A 21,633-nucleotide genomic window follows, 5' to 3' on the forward strand; every position below is an offset into this window, starting at 1 on the left:
AATTGTAATCTGTTATTACAAATGTCACTTTTTTGATAAATCAATAATATAAAACATATATAAACAATAAGCCAGTGATATCAATGTGTCATAAAGACAACAGATATCACTGGCTTATTGTTTCATGATGATGTTATGGTGCTATTCGGCTTTGAAGAGTTCTTTTATACCTCCTATACTGCCCATGAGGTTTGTCGCCTCGTAAGGCATGTATACAGTCTTGGTCTTGTCGCCTTCAGCGATGGTTTGAAGCATCTGGATGTATTTCTGTGCGAGCAGGTAATTGGCCGGATTGCTGCTTTTGCCTACAGCTTCGGTTATCTTCTCAATGGCGATGGCTTCGGCTTCGGCTTTTCGTATTCTTGCCTGAGCTTCACCTTCGGCATGTAAAATGGCCTCTTGCTTGGCTGCTTCGGCACGGTTGATGGTAGCCATTTTTTCTCCTTCAGACTGCAATATTTCAGATGCTTTCTCTCCTTCACTTGTCAGGATGGCGGCACGTTTGTTGCGTTCGGCCTGCATTTGTTTTTCCATTGCTGCAAGTACACTTGCAGGTGGAGTGATGTCTTGCAACTCTACACGGTTGACTTTTATTCCCCATTTGTTTGTGGCATCATCAAGCACGACACGTAGTTTGGTGTTGATTGTGTCACGGCTGGTCAATGTCTCGTCGAGTTCCAACTCTCCGATGATGTTTCGGAGCGTCGTTTGTGTGAGTTTCTCGATGGCGTTTGGCAGATTGCTTATCTCATATACAGCCTTGAACGGATCGACAATCTGGAAGTAAAGCAAAGCGTTGATCTCTGTCTGGACATTGTCTTTGGTAATCACGTTCTGCTTCGGGAAATCATAAACTTGCTCTCTTAAATCTATGGATGTCGTATACATATAACGACCGCGTGAGAGAATAACAATCTCTTTTGCCCTGTCGATAAATGGGATTATCAGATTTATACCGGGGTTTAGCGTCGCATAGTATTTACCGAGACGCTCGATAATTTTTGTTTCTGACTGCGGAATGATCACCAAGGCCATTTTGGCAAATACCAAAATACATACTATTAGTACGATAAAAAAATACTCTATGAACATATTTTCTTTACTTTAAGGATTATACTTTCACGTCCTGTTACCATCACCTTTGCGCCGGCAGAGATGGTCGTGCCGTCTTCCGATTCAACTTTCCAGTTGTCGCCGTCTATCTCAATGCGGCCGTATCCGTCGCTCTCTATGGTCTGAACAACGAGGCCAGTGCGTCCTATGAGCGCATCGGCATTGCTTGGGCGCCATTTGCTGCCTGTATTTAGATAGCGGACCGCAAACGGCCTGACGAGGAATATGCTTATGGCCGAAACCACTGTGTATACAGTCAATTGTAGATATACGCCTCCGAAGAATGACGTTATCAAGGCGGATAAGGCTCCAACAGCAAAGCATGCGATGAAGAATCCGCTTGTGAAAATCTCAAATAAGATAGATATTAGTGCTACAATCAACCAAAGTTGCCACATGTTATCTATTAAATAGCCAATCCAAGACATAATAAACATTAGATTTTAAATTCACCGTAAAGATACGAATATTTATTTGTCATGATGCTTTTTTTATTCTTTTTTTACATAAACTATGCAAAAAAGAATTTTACCATTGTATTCTTTTTCAGATAAACGGTTATCGTGAGCCTATGTATAGGAATATCATGCCGAGAATGACCAATGTCAAATCAATGAATTTGGATTTGAGATTTTTTTCATGGAAAGCTATCGCTCCTATTAAGAAACTGACAATAACGCTGCCACGACGGATCATTGACACAATGCTTATCATGGCGTCCTGCTGACTTAACGAGTAGAAATAAACGAAATCTGCCGTACTTAGGAATATGCTGACGAATATAATGCTCCAATCCCAGTGGAATGGTGTGGTGGATTTGCGTTTGGGCCACCATAAAATCATCATCATTATTCCCATCATGAAGCATTGGTATATATTGTACCAGCTTTGTACCATCATTTTGTCAAGTCCTACTCCTCCGCTGCTTTCTGGTGCCATTAGATATTTATCGTATAGTCCGCTGATGGCTCCGAGAACGGCCGCGCCGACTATCATCCATATCCAGTGGTCGTGTTTGAAGTCTATCCCTTCTTTTTTGCCGCTGCGGCTGAGCATGAAAAATGATGCGATTGCAAGCAAGACACCTGTCCATTGCCATAAATTGAGCCTTTCTCCAAAGACAAGAAAAGCCCCGATGAGAACCATTACAGGGCGTGTGGCGTTGATAGGCCCGACGATTGTAAGCGGCAAATGTTTCATGCCGAAATATCCGAGAACCCAACTGCTGAGAACAATTATACTTTTAAGGATTATGTATTTATGTGCGTCCCAATTTCCGGATGCTACATGAAAGATAGTGGAATCGAAAACATCAGTGTTGTGGCTTAATATGATGAAAGGCAAAAATATGAGTGAGGAGAATAAGGTGTTGAGAAATAAAACAGGTATTACGGAATTGTTTCCGAGTGCTTTTTTCTTGAATGAATCGTAGAAGCCGAGTAGGGCGGCTGACATGAAAGCTAAGATTAACCACATAAATTATACAAATAGAACTTAATATTTTATGTCTTCCAGAAACAGAGCATTGCCTGGCATTGACTCTCCAGCCTCTGTTCGGCGCCGTCCTTCAATGACATTGCGGAACTCTTCTATTGTAAGGCGATGGCGTCCTACATCTACCAGTGTGCCGACAACAGCGCGGACCATGTTGCGAAGAAATCTGTTTGCGGTTATTTCGAAGTACCATGTTGTGGGTGACATGCGGTGCCATTCTGCTGATGTTACCTCGCATAATGTTGTCTTCACATCCGCATGGCTTTTACAGAATGCTCCAAAATCCTTATATTCAAGTAAAAGAGCGGCGGCTTCGTTCATTAAGTCAAAATCAAGTTGATAATGAAGCTCGCAGGAATAGGCTCTGAGGAATGGATTTTTGGCGGTGTGCACATAATAATGGTATGTGCGTGATGTGGCACTGAAACGAGCGTGCATATTGTTGCCGACAGGCTTTACTTCGCTAACGGAAATGTCTTTAGGTAAAAGCCTGTTCAGTTTGTATGCCAATTGCTGGCAGTTTAAATTTCTTTCAATATCAAAATGTGCTGTCATGAAACGTGCGTGTACGCCGGTATCGGTGCGTCCGGCACCAACTACGTTTATATCTTGGCGCAGCAAGATTGTCAATGCGCATTGAAGTTCGGCCTGGACTGTATTCCCGTTTGGCTGGATTTGCCATCCGTGATAGTTTGTTCCGTCATAACTGAGTGTTATAAAGTATCGCATATAAATCTTTTTACCATTTTAGCAAAGAAAGCCTTGTGCCATTTTTCAAGAAAAGAGATGCGGTAAGAACCTCATCTCTTTTTGTGATCCCGGAGGGATTCAAACCCTCGACCTTCAGAACCGGAATCTGACGCTCTATTCAGCTAAGCTACGGAACCAATGCGGATGCAAAGTTAATAAAAAGAATGGAAACTGCCTAATTTTTATACAGATAAATTCGTATCATAATATTTTTTGGCTGTACATGTCGGGGTGTTTGCGGCTTCTGCTTTTGGTTGCATGCCCATGCGGAAACGACTGCTTTCTGTCGACGCACGATTGCAATTATATATATTATACTGTGGCGATTTGTATTTTCAGTTTAATTGTACGGGATTTGTCAAAACGTTATAAATAAACAGCCTTTTCTTTCTTTTAATTTAAAATACAGGTGCTGTCGCTTGCGTATTGGAGTGAAAAAGACTATCTTTGCAAACGATAAATGAATTGTATGGAAGTACGAGAGTAATCACATATTTATAGTTGGAATATATGAGTGAATTGATAAAGCCGGCAGGCTATAAGGCATTGCTTGACATGAAGCAGACAGAACAGGGGATAAAACTGATTAAAGAATTCTTCCAGCAAAATCTGTCTACGGAATTAAGGCTTCGTCGTGTCACGGCGCCGCTTTTTGTTTTGAAAGGGCTTGGTATAAATGATGATTTGAATGGAGTGGAGCGTGCGGTGTCGTTTCCGATAAAAGATCTTGGAGATGCGGAGGCAGAGGTTGTCCATTCTCTTGCCAAGTGGAAGAGGCTGTCGCTCGCAGAGTATGATATAGAACCTGGATACGGAATATATACAGATATGAACGCTATCCGTGCCGATGAGGAATTGGATAATCTCCATTCGCTGTATGTCGATCAATGGGACTGGGAAGCTGTAATAACGGATAGTCAGCGCAGTGTGGCTTATCTGAAGAATGTGGTGGAACGTATTTATGCGGCAATTCGTCGTACAGAGTATCTCACTTGTGAGACATATCCGCAGTTGATTCCTTTTCTGCCGGAGACGATAACTTTCATTCATAGTGAGGAACTGAGACAGATGTATCCGGGGCTTTCTTCAAAAGAGCGTGAGGATGAGATATGTAGAAAATACGGTGCGGTATTTATAATAGGTATAGGAGGAGAATTGGGTGACGGAAAGAAGCATGATGGTCGTGCACCTGACTATGACGACTGGTCTACTGTTGGCGAGAATGGGCTTGCCGGCCTTAATGGCGACATTCTTATATGGTATCCGGTTCTTGGCCGTTCGTTTGAACTGTCGTCTATGGGTATCCGTGTTGATGGCGGGTCACTTTTGCGCCAGTTGGCAATGGAGGGTAAGGAAGAGCGGGCATCGCTTTATTTTCACAGGAAACTTCTTGCCGGAGAACTTCCGTTGAGTATAGGAGGTGGAATAGGACAGAGTCGTCTTTGTATGGTGCTGCTTCAAAAAGCGCATATCGGTGAAATTCAGGCAAGTATCTGGCCGGATGACATGAGGCGGGCTTGTCGGGAATGGGGTATGCAACTTATTTAGTAAATGTAAAAAGCATAGAGCTTAAAAGTAAAAGGTAAAAGGCCGGCGGTTGGTTTTTATATCAATACTTATAATATAATCATGCCGCCAGCCTTTTACCTTTTATGCTTTTTTGTATGTGTTATGCCAGTTCAAGGTCAAGCAGTGCCCGTAATTTCTCAATGGCCGGATTTTGCCGGCTCATCATTTCAAATTGTTCTCTTCTGGTTAATACTTTCACTTGTTCGTTCCGCTCGGCCATTTTCATATTGAACGTGATCTCACTGTTATGCAGATAAAGCTTCAGCGTGTTTACGACGCTTCCTCGTATGGCTTGTATCTGATCGAGCATGATTTGGTTTTCCACCGTAACTTCAATATTCGGAAATTCCGTTATTACGGGATTCATATTTTTCATCCGTGCGGCTATGCCGCTCAGTTTCTGCGGCATCCGGTTGCACATGGACATCCACTGAAATTCAAGTTCTTGTTGAGTGAATTCCTGATATTCGTTTTTATTTGTCGAGTTCGGATCGTCTGTTCCGAGTGTACCAGGAATGATTTGCATTTTCTTCGGTTTTGACATTTGCCGAAGATTATTCCATGAGTATCCTAATGCTCCTTTACTGTCTTTGAGCACAATGCGTGATGTCGTTTTTTGCGTAGGTGATATAGAGTTGCCCGATTGTACGGTTGTCGTTTGCGGTTGGACATCAATATCGGCATTGTCGGATTTGGTATTTGTACTTACTGATATCTCTTTTTCTGGAGTAGCCACATTGTCTGTGGCTACAGGCTTTGTTGATTTAGCAATGCTTGAATTTTGCCCGGCGGCGGCCACCTGCGGAGCCTCCATGTGTTGTCGGGATTGCTGAATCAGGTTCTTGAACAGGGATTTTAATCTCTTGGGGCAACGCCCCGCGGCAGGAGAGTCTTCGGGTTGTGTTATTTGTCCGATCTCTATCAGCGTAAGCTCCACTAAAAGACGCTTGTTGCTGCTTTGACGGTAGTTTATATCGCAGTTGTTCATTATTTTCAATGCCTGATACAAAAATCTTGTATCACAGCGCCCGGCTTGCTGTTTGTACATTTCCCTGCGACTGTCGCTCACTTCAAGCAACGGGAGTGTGCTTTCATCTTTTGCCATCAGTACGTTGCGCACGTGCTTTGCCAGTCCGCCGATGAGCAGTCCACCGTCAAATCCATTGCTTATTAGATTGTTGAGCAATATCATTATTCCGCTGATATTGTTTTTGATACTCAGATCCACTATCTTGAAATAGTTGTCGGAATCAAGCACGTTGAGATCTTCGATAACTTTCTGGTATGTTATGTCGCCTTGGCAGAAACTTGCCGCCTGGTCGAATATGGAGAGGGCGTCCCGCATTCCTCCGTCAGCCTTATCTGCAATGACGGCCAACGCTTCCTCCTCATATTTGATGCCTTCGCTGTCTGCCACGTTTTTCAGATGTGCTATGGTGTCCTGCACTGTCATACGCTCGAAGTCATAGATTTGGCATCTTGACAGGATTGTAGGCAGGATTTTGTGCTTTTCTGTGGTTGCGAGCACGAATATGACATGTGCGGGCGGCTCTTCAAGTGTTTTTAGAAAGGCGTTGAATGCCGCTGTGGACAGCATGTGGACCTCATCTATGATGAACACCTTGTATTTTCCTACTTGGGGTGGGATGCGTGTCTGCTCCATAAGGGTCTTTATATGCTCCACTGAGTTGTTGCTCGCTGCGTCAAGTTCGAATATGTTGAATGAGCGTTGTTCGCTGAAAGCCTTGCAACTCTCGCATTCGCCGCATGCTTCTCCATCTGCTGTCGGGGTCATGCAGTTTATTGCCTTGGCGAAAATTCGTGCACAAGTGGTCTTGCCGACTCCTCTCGGTCCGCAGAAAAGATAGGCATGTGCCAACTTGCCGCTCTTCACCGCATTCTTTAATGTTGTTGTCAGAGATTTCTGTCCAACCACAGTATCGAATGATGCCGGCCGGTATTTACGTGCCGAAACGATGTATTCTCCCATAAATATACCAATTTAAATATGCTTGCAAAGATAGTAATTAAACCGCAAAAATCAGCCTTTGGTATATTAAAAAAGAAATGTATATAGCCTTTTTGATACTGCCTTTTTTCGTAATGTCAGCTTATGTTTCTCACGTCAAGGTCATATTCCTTTATCGTTTTTATCCTGGTTGGAATGGTTTTGCCATGTGCTTTATGCTTATTTGACAGGTTGGTCCTTGCTGGACGATATGCGTACTATATTATTCCGGAGTGGATAAAATCGTGTCAGTCTGTGGCTTCCCACTTATTGTTATCGCTTTTATATTGCTTTTAAAGGTAAAAAGCCTATGAAAGATTTTGCCATATCGGAAAATATTTGTAACTTTGCCGCCCGACAGTGAGTATAATCATTTATAACAATAATATTTTAAAACAACAATGAAACAAGGTATTCATCCAGAAAACTATCGCCCCGTCGTATTCAAGGATATGTCCAACGGCGATATGTTCCTTACACGTTCTACATGCAAGGCTACAGATACAGTAGAATTTGAAGGAGAAACTTACCCGGTGGTAAAAGTCGAAATCTCAAGCACATCTCACCCGTTCTATACAGGTAAGAGCAAGCTTGTTGACACGGCTGGTCGCGTAGATAAGTTCATGAGCCGCTACGGTAAGGCTGCGAAGAAATAAGATATATATTTATCTTTAAGAAATTACAAAGGATGCGTCGGTGTAGTTGCATATGCACAGACGCATCTTTTTTGGTTTATGGTATTGGCAGTCCCGTTTAATAGATGATAAAACCACGTCTGTTTATCAATTTTTTAAATCTTAGATCTTTAATGTTTGGAAGTGTCGTTCTATTTGTATGGTGATGTCCAATTGAATAATCAAAGCATATAAAATATTTATTATTGCATGGTGAGAACTTGTGTGGTACATTTAAAAACATTTTATTATAGTGGACGGTTGGAGTTGGACATGTGAAAAAAAGGATTGCTATATAGGGGGATATTTGTCTTTGAAATAAAAATGGCGGACCCACATCACCACGATGTAGGCCCGCCCGTTCATTTCTGCTAACTACTAGTTATAAAAATTACTCACTAAAAAACAAATATCTGCTCACGTAGGGCAAAATATCATTGTTTTCAATCTTATTTTTTTTAAAATAGTCAATACGTAAATATGTTTACAATTTATTGTTGTTTGATTTGAAAATCTTTTTATTTTAATTCCTGATTACAAATTTACAATTAATGATAAGTAAATAACAATCAAAACGTTATGAAAATATGAATATATCACGATTTTTGACATATATCAACACAATTATCTGACAATAATAAAAAGATATTCAGATTGTCAAAAACATCATAAAAAGAGAATAAACATTTGGGGGTAAAGCAGAAAATGAGTACTTTTGCGACACAAACAATAAACAATGTAAACATTTATAATCGGATATAAACATTAATAATAAGAAGATGAAAACAGTTTATGATTTCTCTGTCAAGGACAGAAAGGGCAAGGATGTATCACTCAAAGAATATGCCAATGAAGTGTTGCTGATTGTCAACACTGCCACAAAGTGCGGCTTCACACCGCAGTATGAAGAGTTGGAGAAGTTGTATGAGAAATATCACAGCATGGGATTTGAGATCCTTGACTTTCCGTGCAATCAGTTCGGACAGCAGGCTCCCGGTACAGACGAGGCTATACATAGCTTCTGCAAGCTTACTTACGGAACGGAGTTCCCTCGCTTCAAGAAAATCAAGGTTAACGGAGAGGATGCCGATCCGTTGTATAAGTTCTTGACAGAACGAAAGGGATTTGCCGGGTTTGATATGACTCACCCGATTGCGCCGAAGCTTGATGAGATATTATCCAATGAGGATCCGGATTATAAGGAGAAAGCGGATATAAAGTGGAACTTTACCAAGTTCCTTACAAATAAGAAAGGTGTTGTAGTGGCACGCTTCGAGCCGACAGAAAAGATAGAAAACATAGCCAAGCAGATAGAAGAACTGCTTGCATAGTCTTTCTGTCGGGAACCGCATGATGTGGATTGAATATCTGAACAGTCTTTAATATCATGCTTCCATAAAGTAATATGCGTAATTTACATAATAGGAATACTTCCCATAAATAAAAAGCAATGGAACAAAACCATACCGAACACGTCCGTTGCCTCATTGTAGGTAGCGGACCTGCCGGATACACGGCAGCCATATATGCGGCCAGGGCCAATCTCAATCCGGTGATATACTGCGGAATACAGCCGGGCGGGCAATTGACGCAAACAACTACCGTTGAGAATTTTCCGGGCTATCCACAAGGAGTTGACGGCAACCAGATGATGATGGACCTACGTGAGCAGGCCGAACGTTTCGGAACCGACATACGAGACGGTGAAATAGTTAAGGCTGATTTTTCGCAATCTCCTTACACTCTAACGGCAGAGGGTGGAAAAACAATCAAAACCGATACGGTGATTATCGCTACCGGTGCGTCTGCCAAGTATCTCGGGCTCGATGACGAGAAGAAATACAACGGCATGGGAGTATCTGCATGCGCCACTTGCGACGGATTTTTCTATCGTAAGAAAAATGTTGCGGTAGTGGGTGGTGGCGATACGGCCTGCGAGGAAGCCATATATCTGTCAGGTCTTGCGGCAAAGGTATACTTGATTGTGCGTAAGCCGTATCTTCGTGCTTCGAAAGTGATGCAGGAGCGTGTGATGAAAACAGAGAATATTGAGGTGCTCTTCGAGCATAATACCCTTGGACTATTCGGTGAAAACGGTGTGGAAGGCGCTCATCTTGTGAAGCGTAAGGGTGAACCTGATGAAGAATTGGTTGATATCAGCATCGACGGTTTCTTCCTCGCTATAGGCCATAAGCCCAATAGCGATGTATTCAAGGAGTGGCTTGACACCGATGAGGTTGGCTATATAAAGAAGATAGACGGCACGCCGAAAACCAAGGTTCCTGGTGTTTTTGTTGCCGGCGACGTGGCGGACCCTCACTATCGTCAGGCCATTTCAGCTGCAGGTTCCGGATGTCAGGCGGCGATAGAGGCTGAAAGATATTTGTCTAACATGCAATAAGATAAATACGAATATTCATATTTTATTATAATTCATTAATAAAAATACAAATGAAAAAAACAATCAGACTTGTTGCGGTGGCTATGTTCTGTGCCGCAACTGCATTGACATCGTGCGGTGATTCAAAGAAACAATGCGATGCGCAAGGTGGCGAGGCTCAGACAGAACTTTCCACTTCTCAAAAGATAAAGTTGAGAGCTTTTGAGAAAGAGATGGAGAGGGTGAACAAGCAGTTGCCTATGGACATGGGGCAGGGGCTTACACTTGTGAAAGCAGAGATCAAAGACGGTTTCATGACCAATACTTATACGTATAAGAAAGGCACGGATATTACAATAGACAACACCGAAGAGTCGAAAAAGGCTATCAAAGGTGCTGTCGGTGAGTCTATCAACCGTTTGAAAGAACTTAATCTCGGTGTGAAATATATCTATAAGGAGGAAGGCTCAAACATAGAGAACGTTATAACAATCTCTCCAGATGAGATGTGATAAGACCGGCAGATGCCTATCGTGGCATGGTTGACGGACACAAAAAGACAAAGGGGTAAAGCCGCATAATGCGTAATCGCAGAATGAAGACTTTATCCCTTTGTTTTTTTTGTTTATGTCCCGTTTACTAAAAGCATTTTGTATTTCAGTGAAAGTATTCTTGGCTTTTACTAAAAACATTCCCGCCTTTAATTAAAACTTAGTATGTATTTCTGTAAAATGTTGCTTCTGTTACAGTCAGATGATGTCCAACAGTTCGCTGAAATCATCTATCACATAGTCCGCATTGCCGAAGTCTTCTTTTTTGCCGTTGCCATATGTCACGGCACATGTTTTCGTTCCTGCGCTGCGTCCCATATCGATGTCAAATGTCGTGTCGCCCACCACAAGTGCCTCGTCGGCTCGTCCGCCTGTAGCTTCCAGTATCTTGTATACCATTTCGGGTGCCGGTTTGGCTTCTGTCACGTCCCATGCCGATACGATGTATGAGATATATGGTTCAAGTCCCATATCGTGTACAAACGCCACAAGCGTGTCCCGTCCTCTGCTGCTGGCTATGGTGAGTGTCAATCCGCGGTCGTGCATCTTTTTCAGGGTCTCCACCACGTTCGGGAATAAAGGTACTGCACCCGGCACGTTGTTTATGTCGAACAGTCTGGCGTAAGTCTCTTCGCACTTTTTTCCTATCTTCTCATCCATCGGTATCAGTTCCGTGAAAGTGCGGCGTAGCGGCAGGCCTATCATTGCCGCACACTCATCATTTGTTCTTTCCGGTAATCCGAGCTTGGCTATCGTCTGCTGCATCGTTTTCACTATCAGTGAGTTGGTGTCGCCCATCGTACCGTCGAAATCCAGAATAATAGTCTTCATATCGTTTTTTTATTTATCAGTTGTATATATTGTTTTGCCTTTCACCTGCCGTTGTCATGTTCATTTCTTAATGTTCTGCCTGCCAATTCCCGACGCATACAGTCCGCAGAAAGTCAGCATACCGTTCATCATCAGCAATTCATAACCGAATTTATATCCGGTTAGCCGCTGTGTAAGCATATCTATTGCAAAACAAAGCAGCGGTGATGCTATGGCGATATAAGGTGTCCATGCGTCGTTCACGTTCCTTCGAGTTGCCAGTCCGAAGGCGAACAGTCCCAACAGTGGGCCGTAGCTGTATGAACATATTATATATATGGCATCTATCACGTTGGTGGAGTTGACTGTCTTGAACAGCAGTATGCACGCCACGAAAAGAATGCACATTGCTATATGCGTGCGTCGGCGAAGCGTTTCATCACCGTATCGCCGTCTGATATCCACACAATAGCTTGTGGTCAGCGATGTCAGAGCCGAGTCGGCACTGCTGAACGATGCCGCCACCATGCCGATTATGAAAAGGATGACGACCGGTACTCCGAGGTTGCCTGTGGCGGCGAACAGAGGCAGAATGTCATCTGTGGCAGAAGGTAATGCCACTCCCTGCCTCTCGGCGAGCGTCACGAGCAGAACGCCGAGAGAGAGAAACATGAGATTGACCGGAACAAAGGCAAAACCGTATGTGCACACGTCTTTGCGGGCTTCGCGCAAAGTCTTGCACGTAAGGTTTTTCTGCATCATGTCCTGATCAAGCCCCGTCATTACTATAACGATGAATATTCCGCTTATAAACTGTTTCCAGAAATTTTGTTTCGACATCCAGTCGTCGAAGACAAAAATACGGCTCATGTCGCTGTTCGCTACCGTATGCACGGCCTCGCGGAAAGTAAGTCCGAGGGCATCGGCGACATTGACGAATATGAGAATGATGGCTGTAAACAGGCACACTGTCTGGAATGTGTCCGTCCATACAAGTGTCTTTATTCCTCCGCGATACGTGTACAGCCATATCAGTGCCACCATACAAATCACGGTGACAGCAAAGGGAATGCCGGCAGCGCCGAAGACAAACCGTTGCAGGATTATGCATACAACGTAGAATCTCACGGAGGCCATGGTCATCTTGGTGACGAGAAAGAACCATGATCCGGTCTTATAAGACCTGTCGCCAAGCCTTCTGCCGAGATAAGTGTAAATGGAAGTCAGGTTATGCTTGTAATAGAGAGGCAAGAGAACAAGCGCTATGGTGAAATATCCGAGTATGAAACCGAGGCATGTCTGTATATATGTCATGTCGGAATGTACCACCATGCCGGGCACCGACACAAATGTTATTCCGCTGATAGAGGCGCCAATCATGCCGAAGGCCACCATGTACCATGGCGAGCGACGTCCTGCCCTGTAAAAAGTCTCGTTTGTAGCTCCGCGCCCTGTTATCCTGCTTACAACGAAGAGTACAAGGAAATATACCAATACGGTGATGATGATTATCATGCCGCAAAGTTACTTTAATTCGTGCATTCGGCAAAGAAAAACGCCAAGAATACATGGATGATATGATGAAAAAGCCAGGTAACGATAATGTACCGACAGGCGATGTTGTCTGAAACTGTGATGATACAGTCGCTAATTTGCACTTTCTCTGTCTTTCAGTATCCGTATCTATTATAAAGCAAAAAAACGATAAGTGGTAAGTAATGGACTGATAACCTGTTTTTACAGATTGTCAGTTTTATTGTGGTATATTATTTGATTTATATCATAAAACATGTTATTCGAGTGTTGATTTAGTATTAAAACAATAAAAATAATAACAAAAACGATGTATAATGCAATAAAAATAATATACCTTTGCACTATTCAAACCAATAAACGAACATATATGTCGAAGCAAAAGAAATTCATTCTGGAAGAAAACAGTATACCCACCCGGTGGTATAATATACAGGCTGATATGCCCACCAAACCGTTGCCGCCGCTTAATCCGGCAACGAAGCGGCCGATGACGGTAGAGGAACTGGGCCGTGTTTTCGCTTTGGAGTGCTGCAAACAGGAACTCGATACCGAGCATGCGTGGATAGACATTCCGGAGGAGGTGCTCGACAAGTACAGGTATTACCGCTCTACACCGCTTGTGAGGGCTTACGCCCTTGAAAAAGCACTCGGCACACCGGCGCATATTTATTTCAAGAACGAGAGCGCCAACCCACTGGGCAGCCATAAGATAAACTCGGCGATTCCCCAGTGCTACTATTGCCGTGAGGAGGGAACGACCAATGTCACCACCGAGACGGGTGCCGGGCAGTGGGGCGCGGCTCTGGCGTATGCCGCAAAGATATACGGTCTTGAAGCCGCTGTGTATCAGGTAAAGATAAGCATGCAGCAGAAACCCTATAGAAGTTCGATAATGCGCACGTTCGGAGCCACGGTCACCGGATCACCGTCTATGTCCACCCGTGCCGGCAAGGATATCATCACTGCCGATCCTACTCATCCCGGCTCGCTTGGAACGGCAATATCCGAAGCCGTCGAACTGGCCACCACCACACCCGGTTGTAAGTATACGCTTGGTTCGGTGCTCAGTCATGTGACGCTGCACCAGACCATAATAGGTCTTGAGGCGGAGAGGCAGATGGAGATGGCTGATGAGTATCCTGACATGGTGATAGCCTGTTTTGGCGGCGGGTCGAATTTCGGAGGAACGGCATTCCCATTCATGCGGCATAACATAAAGGACGGAAAAACAACGGAATTTATAGCTGCCGAGCCTGCAAGTTGTCCCAAATTGACGCGCGGCGTGTTCAGATACGACTTTGGAGACGAGGCGGGATACACACCGCTTCTGCCGATGTTCACGCTCGGGCATGGTTTCAAGCCCGCCAACATCCATGCCGGTGGTCTGCGTTATCATGGTGCGGGAACGATAGTAAGCCAACTGTTGAAAGACGGAATGATGCGTGGTGTGGATATACCGCAGCTCGAGTCTTTCGATGCCGGAATGCTCTTTGCCCGCACTGAGGGCATAATACCCGCACCTGAGAGTTGCCACGCCATTGCGGCGACCGTCAGGGAGGCAGTGAGATGCCGTGAGGCGGGTGAGAAGAAGACCATTCTGTTCTGTCTTTCGGGGCATGGTCTGATAGACATGACTTCCTACGACAGATATATCGACGGGGATCTGCAAAATTATTCCATTGCCGATGAAGACATAGAGAAGAACACGGCAGACCTGCTTCATGTGGAGTAGTGGGGAAGTAAAGGTCGTTTGATAAAGATAAAACGCCATGCACGGAAATGTGGTGGATATGTCACTTATAGTGAGATAGCCATGCGTTTTCGTGCATATGCGTTATTATAGATTTAATTTCAATATTCGCTTGTCTTGTTTTTTATTTCCGAGAGTATCTCCACTCCTGCCGCTACGGTCTTTACATCGGTGATGATTATCGAGCGTTTGCCGTTCTGTTCTCTAAGATTACAGCGGCGGGGATTGTGAGATATGTAGCCGAGTATGCTGTCGAAAGCAGTGCTGCGATAGTAAGGACTGTTTGCGTTGCTAACGAAGAAAAGCGTCATGCGGTGCTGTTTTATCATTATCTTCTCGCAACCAAGGCTTTTGCCGAGACGACGCAGCGGTACCACGTTCATCAGTTCCTCGGCCACGGCAGGCACGGCTCCGAAGCGGTCGCACAGTCGCAGACGGTATTTGGCTATCTCGTCATCGTCGCGCAGGTTGTCAAGTTCACGGTAGAGAAGCATTCGTTCGCTGTCGCTTGGCACGTAACTGTCGGGGAAATACATCTCGATATCACTCTCAAAGGCGCAATCGTCCACGAAGTCGCCACCTTCGGCTATCGCTTCTTCGGCATATAGATCGGCAAACTCGTCATTCTTTAACTCGGCTACCGCCTGGTTTAAAATCTTCTGATATGTCTCATAACCCAGATCAGCGATGAATCCGCTCTGTTCCGCTCCGAGCAGATTACCGGCTCCGCGTATGTCGAGATCCTGCATGGCAATGTTTATTCCGCTGCCAAGGTCGGAGAAGTTTTCGAGTGCTTCGAGGCGACGGCGGGATTCCCGGCTGAGCGACGACAACGGCGGCGCGAGCAGATAGCAGAAAGCCTTGCGGTTGCCGCGCCCCACACGTCCGCGCATTTGGTGCAGGTCGCTAAGGCCGAAGTTGTGAGCTCCGTTTATTATGATGGTATTTGCGTTTGGTATGTCTATGCCGCTCTCAACTATAGTAGTGGATATGAGCACATCGTAGTCATGGTTGGAGAAGTCGATAAGGATGTGTTCGAGGTCTTCGGGTTTCATCTGTCCGTGCCCGATGGCTATCCGTGCGTCAGGAACATACTTGTGCACCATGTCGGCTATACGTGTAAGGTCGCTTATGCGGTTGTTTACAAAGTATACCTGACCGTTGCGGCTCATCTCGAAATTCACCGCATCGGCAATCACTTCAGGGTCAAACGTGTGTATTTCTGTATTTATCGGATATCGGTTTGGCGGCGGAGTCTGTATTATGCTGAGGTCTCTTGCGCCAACCAGAGAGAACTGCAAGGTGCGTGGTATTGGTGTGGCACTCATCGTCAGCGTGTCTACGTTGACTTTTATCTGTCTCAATTTCTCTTTCGTAGATACTCCGAATTTCTGTTCTTCGTCTATAATCAACAGGCCGAGATCCTTGAATTTCACCGTCTTGCCTATCAGTTTATGCGTTCCTATTAGTATGTCTATCTTGCCGTCGGCAAGGTCTTTGAGCACTTCTTTCGTCTGTTTTGCCGATCGTGCCCTTGTAAGATAGTCTACCCTGACAGGGAAATTCTTCAATCTGCCGCTGAAAGTGCGGAAGTGCTGATAGGCCAATACGGTTGTCGGGACGAGCACTGCCACCTGTTTTGAGTCGCATGCGGCCTTGAACGCCGCCCGAACGGCCACTTCCGTCTTGCCGAATCCTACATCACCGCATACCAGGCGGTCCATCGGACGGCGCCGTTCCATGTCAGCTTTTACGTCGTTGGTGGCTTTAAGCTGGTCGGGAGTGTCTTCATATAGAAATCCTGCTTCAAGCTCATGCTGCATGAATGAGTCTGAGCTGAATGCGAAGCCCTGCTCTTGTTTGCGCTGTGCGTATAGTTTTATGAGGTCGCGCGCGATGTCTTTGAGCTTGTTCTTCGTCCGTTCTTTAAGCCGCTCCCACTGTCCGGTGCCCAAGTGGCTCAGTCTCGGTGCCTCGCCGTTGTCCTGCGCTTTGTATTTCGACACTTTATATAGTGAATGTATCGACACATATATGGAGTCGCCGTGCTGATACTGTATTTTTATCATCTCCTGATAACTGTCGCCTTGCGGCATTCGTACCAGTCCGCCGAAACGTCCTATGCCGTGGTCTACATGCACTACGTAGTCACCTGGTTCAAACTGGCGTATCTCTTTGAGCGTAAGAGCTACTTTTCCGCCTCGTGCCCTGTCGGATCGAAGGTTGTATTTATGGAAGCGATCGAATATCTGGTGGTCTGTGAAGAAGCATACCCGCAGGTCGTTGTCGGCAAAGCCCTCATGCAGTGTCTTGTCAACGGGTGTAAACTCTATCGTCTTGCCGTTTCCTGTGCGATTTTCTCCGCTGCCGAATATCTCTTTGAGACGTTCGTTCTGCTTGCGGCTGTCGGCAAGAATGAATAGTCGGTAGCCCCGAAGCAGATAGTCTTCGAGCGAACGTGTGATTAAATCGAAGTTCTTGTGAAAGAGCGGTTGCGGTGAGATGTCGAACTTGATGGTGGCATCCGGTTGGATGACAGGCCTGCGGCCAATCTCTATTATGCGGAAATCTGCGGTATCCTGTGCGAATCGGGAACCGCTGACCAGTTGCAGGTCTTTGCGCAACCGGCGGCTTATCTCCTGCTGTTCCATTTCCGTGGCTCCTTCCATCTGCTCCATCACGGCTTGCTGTGAGAAGCCCTCGTCGTAGATCCGGCTGACAGCGTGACGTATAAACTCGCTGTCTTTCATCACAAGCAACGTGTCGGCAGGCAGAAAGGACAACAACGGTACGCGGTCTTCGGCTATCCGTGCGAGTTCGGGCATTATGTCGATACACTCCTTACGCTCCCGCGACAACTGTGTCTCAACCTCAAATGTGCGTATTGAGTCAATCTCGTCGCCGAAGAAATCAAGGCGGAACGGATATTCGCAACTGTATGAATACACATCGAGAATGCTGCCTCGGAGAGCAAATTGCCCCGGCTCATATACATAATCGACCTCCCGAAAACCGAAATCGCGCAGTGTCCGCATCATGTCGGGCATGTCGGCGGTCTGTCCTTGTCTTAAAGATAATGTGCGGCTGTCGAGCCGTTTGCGTGAAACCACAAGCTCGGCCACTGCTTCCGGGTATGTGACGACATATAAGGGTGCGGTGTCTTCTGCTTTTCTGGCTGCCAGCCTGGACAGTGTCTCTGTGCGCAATATCTCGCTGGCGGCGTCTCTTTGGCCGTATTTCACTGCCCGTTTGTATGATGACGGGAAATAAAGCACGGTCTCGCCGCCCGTCACCTGCGTGAGATCATGATAGAAATAACCCGCCTCGTCGGCGTCTTGCAGAATGAAAAGAACGGCAGATAGGCACTTGGAGGCAAGTGCTCCGAAGACCATTGGCGCGGCCGATGCCATGAGCCCGTCAAGGAAAACCGTCTTCACCGACTTGTCTTCCAATGTCTTTGCCAGCGCTCCAATTTTTGGAAGCCCGGCATACATAGTTTGTAAATCCTGTATGTTCATCGAGAATAGTAACGGCAAAGGTAATATTTTTTGGCCGTTCAACCAAAAAAAGAGCAGAATCAACACCGGCATGTACAGATAAAAAGGAATTAAAGGAGACGCGGTTGCGGCCTGTCGTTCCTTTAATTCCACCACAATTCACCAAAAGGATAAGGTATAGATATCTGGTTCCAGTCAGTTACGCATGTCTTGTACTTATCTTATTCCCATTTCAGCTTGTCGTACTCTTGGTCCGTCATCTCCTCAAGCCACTCGTTTGACGTGTTTTCTCCCGGTATCTCAAAAGCGAGGTGTGCAAACCAACTGTCAGATGCGGCTCCGTGCCAGTGTTTAACGTTGGCGGGTATGTGTACCACATCGCCGGGCTTCATCATCCGTGCCGGTTTTCCCTCTTCCTGGTACCAGCCTCGTCCGGCCACACATACGAGCGTCTGGCCTCCGCCTTTGGTCGCGTGGTGTATGTGCCAGTTGTTTCTGCACCGTGGTTCGAATGTTACGTTGCTGAACGGTATCTGGCTTGCCGACACACGTGCCAGATAGCTTTTGCCCTTGAAGTACTTTGCGTATTCGGTGTTGGGCTCGCCTATCGGAAATATCATCTCATGCTGAAAAGCCGCTTTTGCGTCTTCGTTTGTCGTTTCGTCTCTCCATATATCTTTTGCAAGTCGGAATGCTCCCCATGCGTTTGGCCAGCCGGCATAAAAGGCGATGTGGGTCAGCGTCTCCGATATTTCCGTTCTGGTGACACCGTTTGACTTGGCAAATTGCAGATGATGACTGAGCGAAGAGTCGATGATGCCTTTACCGACAAGGGTTGCCACGGTTACCATGCTGCGGTCGTGGGCACTGAGTCCGGGGCGGTTCCATACTTCACCGAACAAAACGTCGTCATTAAGCTCGGCGAATTTCGGAGCCAGGTCGCCGAGCTGGGTTTGTCCGGCGGTTTGTGTGATCTTTTTCTGTGCCATGATTGAATGTGTGACTGTTAATGCTGTAAAAAGAAAAAATGTGATTATAAGTCTTTTCATGTTATACTTTTTTGATTTGCAATGTATGCCTTCGGTTGCAAAATTACAACCGTACCGTAAAATTCCTTGTGCACATTTTCGTGAAAGATTTACCATATTCACGGTTTTGCCTGTGTCAATGAGGTTTATGCCTTTCATGCAGGGGCATATATGTGAGGATGAGAATATATTTTGTGGGCATGTCCTGTTATATGGCAAGGCGATTTTGAATAATTCTGACAAAAAGTTGTTTATAATTCGCTTGTTTATAAATAAAAATCCGCAGGCCGAGAATATCGGCGTATTTCAAAGGTTTTTGCAACTGCTTGTACGTCAGTTGTATACGTTCTCGGTTGCTAAAATTGACTCTAAGCAAAATGTATATTCTCATGCTCGTTTTTGCAATGGGACGCTCGTTGGCCTGCGTTTAGCGTCCCGTTGGAACGCAACGGGACGCTAAACGGCTCGCAATTACTTGCCGAACACGGACCAACGGGTGTCCCGTTGCGAAAAAACTCATGAATTTACATATAGCGGAAGGTATTTCACTGCACTGTGTATAGCGATGTATATCGTGATCTCAGCTCTATTTCGACAAAAAAGAAAGTGTTAAATCCGTGACTTTATTATTACATATTTTACGGCAATGGGTTTAGGATGTATGAGCAAATACAAAATTTTGATAAATAAAATCGAATAAAGCAGTTTATCTTTGGCCGTTAAACGGCTTTGAAGTATCTTTGCGACTATAAAATAACACGTCCGACAATATAATATATAAATATTTGCGGCATAAAAAGACGTAGCATCATGAACAGTAGCGACAGCATAGTAATAATACCGACATACAACGAGAAAGAGAACATCGAGAAAATTATACGTGCGGTGTTTTCGCTTGACAAGTGTTTTCATATCCTCGTGATAGACGACGGATCACCAGACGGCACAGCGGGTATCGTTCACCGGATGATTGATACAGAGTTTGACGGCAGGCTCTTTATAATTGAGCGCACCGGTAAGCTTGGACTCGGTACGGCATATATCATGGGATTTAAGTGGGCGTTGGAACACGGGTACGATTATGTCTTTGAGATGGACGCTGATTTCAGTCATGATCCCAATGACCTTCCCCGACTGTATGCCGCCTGTCATGACGAGGGCTACGATGTGGCCATCGGGTCGCGTTATGTAAGCGGAGTGAATGTAGTCAACTGGCCAATAGGTCGAGTGCTGATGAGCTATTTTGCGTCTAAGTACGTGCGGTTGGTGACCGGTTTCAAAGTTAACGACACCACGGCCGGTTTCAAGTGCTACAAGCGCAGGGTACTCGAGACCATTGAACTTGACAAGATTCGTTTCAAGGGCTATGGGTTTCAGATAGAGATGAAGTTTACCGCCTACAAAATAGGATTTAGGATAAAGGAGGTTCCTGTGATATTCGTAAACCGTCGTGAAGGAGTGTCGAAGATGAGTGGAGGAATATTCGGGGAGGCATTCTTCGGGGTTATGCGTCTCAGATGGGACGGTTGGACGAGAAAATATCCCAAGATAGCACATTGAGACTTATTCCAACTCATGGTTGTTAGTGATGGGTGAATAGCCATGATTACAGCATGTGAATGCCTTTTGTACTGATGCGGTTACTGAACGGCATCGAGACTATGGCTGGTTATGCTCCGGAATCTATCGGTAATCACGGCTATTTATTTTGTACTATCCGCTCTAATACCGTAAACTATCGGGCATCGAGGGCGCTTGCCACTGAGTCATAGCTCTGTCGAAGCGTTGCCAAAACATTCTCCTGTCCCTTGCCCACCGGATATATAGGTTGATGGATTGTGAGGCGGAGCGGATGCCATGAAATCCAATGCCAGTCTTTCATGCGGGGTAGAACATCGAACGAACCGTTTATCGTAAGCGGTACGATGGGCAGTTGCAGTTCGTCTGATAGCATGAAAGCACCTTTCTTGAAGTCGCGCATCTGTCCGGTAAACGTGCGGGCACCCTCAGGAAAGACAACCAGGCTCATACCGCTGCTCAGCGTTTCGCGGGCCATGCCGTATGTCTCTCTTACCTTACCCGGATTTCGCTTGTCCACAAATATGAAGCGGGCTTTGCGGCAGGCATATCCCACGAAAGGGATTCTTTCCAGTTCGCATTTCATCATCCACTTGAAGTTCCGCCCGAGATAGCCGTAGATAAGGAATATATCGAACGCTCCCTGATGGTTGGCTACGAATACATACGACTGCTCTGGTTCAAGGTTTTCGCGTCCCTCTACTGTCACAGGCAGCAGGAATATGCGTACCATGAGTTTAGACCACCACTTGCCGGGATAATACCCCCAGAAATGTCCGTTGCCGACTGTACAGCCTATAATAACGGTAACGGCTGTTGCCACTGTCGAAATAAAAGCCACGGGCAATGACACCAAAAGTTGGAAAGCACGGTATAAGTATTTCATCTTTGCGTT

At 45.5% G+C, this 21,633-nt stretch carries 17 protein-coding genes and 1 tRNA gene; 7 read left to right on the forward strand and 11 right to left on the reverse strand.

Going from position 1 to position 21,633, the window contains the following annotated elements:
* Positions 1-141: 141 nt before the first annotated feature.
* The 5 genes from MoGM_RS04845 to MoGM_RS04865 form a co-directional block, all read right to left on the reverse strand.
* Positions 142-1,092, reverse strand: coding sequence for an SPFH domain-containing protein (locus MoGM_RS04845; protein ID WP_104368997.1), 951 nt, complete (start codon positions 1,090-1,092; stop codon positions 142-144).
* A complete protein-coding gene (locus MoGM_RS04850) occupies positions 1,083-1,511 on the reverse strand; it encodes an NfeD family protein (protein ID WP_158249556.1) in 429 nt (142 codons plus the stop codon). The genes MoGM_RS04845 and MoGM_RS04850 overlap by 10 nt, the downstream gene beginning before the upstream one ends.
* Before the next feature lie 160 nt (positions 1,512-1,671).
* A complete protein-coding gene (locus tag MoGM_RS04855) occupies positions 1,672-2,589 on the reverse strand; it encodes a DMT family transporter (RefSeq protein WP_104368999.1) in 918 nt (305 codons plus the stop codon).
* Between the two features lie 18 nt (positions 2,590-2,607).
* Positions 2,608-3,336 carry a tRNA pseudouridine(38-40) synthase TruA gene (truA, locus tag MoGM_RS04860; RefSeq protein WP_104369000.1) on the reverse strand — a complete coding sequence of 243 codons (729 nt, stop codon included), beginning with the start codon at positions 3,334-3,336 and terminating at the stop codon, positions 2,608-2,610.
* Between the two features lie 84 nt (positions 3,337-3,420).
* A tRNA-Arg gene (locus MoGM_RS04865) sits at positions 3,421-3,494 on the reverse strand.
* A 373-nt stretch (positions 3,495-3,867) separates the two neighbouring features.
* Between MoGM_RS04865 and asnA the strand changes: the two genes are divergently transcribed.
* The gene (gene asnA, locus MoGM_RS04870) at positions 3,868-4,905 is read left to right on the forward strand and encodes an aspartate--ammonia ligase (RefSeq protein ID WP_104369001.1); all 1,038 of its coding nucleotides are present in this window, start codon (positions 3,868-3,870) and stop codon (positions 4,903-4,905) included.
* Between the two features lie 121 nt (positions 4,906-5,026).
* On the opposite strand, the gene MoGM_RS04875 is transcribed toward asnA, so the two are convergent.
* Complete coding sequence (locus MoGM_RS04875) at positions 5,027-6,916, reverse strand: DNA polymerase III subunit gamma/tau (RefSeq protein WP_104369002.1); 1,890 nt, start codon at positions 6,914-6,916, stop codon at positions 5,027-5,029.
* Between the two features lie 419 nt (positions 6,917-7,335).
* Between MoGM_RS04875 and MoGM_RS04880 the strand changes: the two genes are divergently transcribed.
* From MoGM_RS04880 to MoGM_RS04895, 4 genes are all read left to right on the forward strand, one after another.
* Complete coding sequence (locus tag MoGM_RS04880) at positions 7,336-7,590, forward strand: type B 50S ribosomal protein L31 (protein WP_104369003.1); 255 nt, start codon at positions 7,336-7,338, stop codon at positions 7,588-7,590.
* Positions 7,591-8,387: 797 nt separating this feature from the next.
* Positions 8,388-8,939, forward strand: a complete 552-nt coding sequence (locus MoGM_RS04885) for a glutathione peroxidase (RefSeq protein WP_104369004.1) — start codon at positions 8,388-8,390, stop codon at positions 8,937-8,939.
* Between the two features lie 119 nt (positions 8,940-9,058).
* Entirely contained in the window at positions 9,059-10,009 is a 951-nt protein-coding gene (trxB, locus tag MoGM_RS04890; protein WP_104369005.1) for a thioredoxin-disulfide reductase, read from the forward strand.
* A gap of 50 nt (positions 10,010-10,059) precedes the next feature.
* Positions 10,060-10,500 carry a hypothetical protein gene (locus tag MoGM_RS04895; RefSeq protein WP_104369006.1) on the forward strand — a complete coding sequence of 147 codons (441 nt, stop codon included), beginning with the start codon at positions 10,060-10,062 and terminating at the stop codon, positions 10,498-10,500.
* 237 nt (positions 10,501-10,737) lie between these two features.
* Here the strand turns inward: MoGM_RS04895 and MoGM_RS04900 are convergent, their stop codons facing one another.
* Positions 10,738-11,370 (reverse strand): HAD family hydrolase, encoded by a 633-nt coding sequence (locus MoGM_RS04900; protein WP_104369007.1) that lies wholly within the window; start codon positions 11,368-11,370, stop codon positions 10,738-10,740.
* 60 nt (positions 11,371-11,430) lie between these two features.
* Positions 11,431-12,864 carry a sodium:solute symporter gene (locus tag MoGM_RS04905; protein WP_104369008.1) on the reverse strand — a complete coding sequence of 478 codons (1,434 nt, stop codon included), beginning with the start codon at positions 12,862-12,864 and terminating at the stop codon, positions 11,431-11,433.
* Between the two features lie 388 nt (positions 12,865-13,252).
* On the opposite strand from MoGM_RS04905, the gene MoGM_RS04910 reads away from it, so the two are divergent.
* Positions 13,253-14,617, forward strand: coding sequence for a TrpB-like pyridoxal phosphate-dependent enzyme (locus MoGM_RS04910; protein ID WP_104369009.1), 1,365 nt, complete (start codon positions 13,253-13,255; stop codon positions 14,615-14,617).
* A gap of 119 nt (positions 14,618-14,736) precedes the next feature.
* On the opposite strand, the gene mfd is transcribed toward MoGM_RS04910, so the two are convergent.
* Together mfd and MoGM_RS04920 are read right to left on the reverse strand one after the other, a co-directional pair.
* The gene (gene mfd, locus MoGM_RS04915) at positions 14,737-18,153 is read right to left on the reverse strand and encodes a transcription-repair coupling factor (protein ID WP_104369010.1); all 3,417 of its coding nucleotides are present in this window, start codon (positions 18,151-18,153) and stop codon (positions 14,737-14,739) included.
* A 200-nt stretch (positions 18,154-18,353) separates the two neighbouring features.
* A complete protein-coding gene (locus MoGM_RS04920) occupies positions 18,354-19,121 on the reverse strand; it encodes a carboxymuconolactone decarboxylase family protein (protein ID WP_371410502.1) in 768 nt (255 codons plus the stop codon).
* A gap of 849 nt (positions 19,122-19,970) precedes the next feature.
* On the opposite strand from MoGM_RS04920, the gene MoGM_RS04930 reads away from it, so the two are divergent.
* Positions 19,971-20,720, forward strand: coding sequence for a polyprenol monophosphomannose synthase (locus MoGM_RS04930; protein ID WP_104369012.1), 750 nt, complete (start codon positions 19,971-19,973; stop codon positions 20,718-20,720).
* Positions 20,721-20,895: 175 nt separating this feature from the next.
* Here MoGM_RS04930 and MoGM_RS04935 read toward each other — a convergent pair whose 3' ends face one another.
* The gene (locus MoGM_RS04935; RefSeq protein ID WP_104369013.1) at positions 20,896-21,624 is read right to left on the reverse strand and encodes a 1-acyl-sn-glycerol-3-phosphate acyltransferase; all 729 of its coding nucleotides are present in this window, start codon (positions 21,622-21,624) and stop codon (positions 20,896-20,898) included.
* Positions 21,625-21,633 lie beyond the last annotated feature (9 nt).

The organism is Prevotella sp. MGM1, from assembly GCF_002933775.1.
In the GTDB taxonomy this organism is placed as follows: Bacteria; Bacteroidota; Bacteroidia; order Bacteroidales; family Bacteroidaceae; genus Prevotella.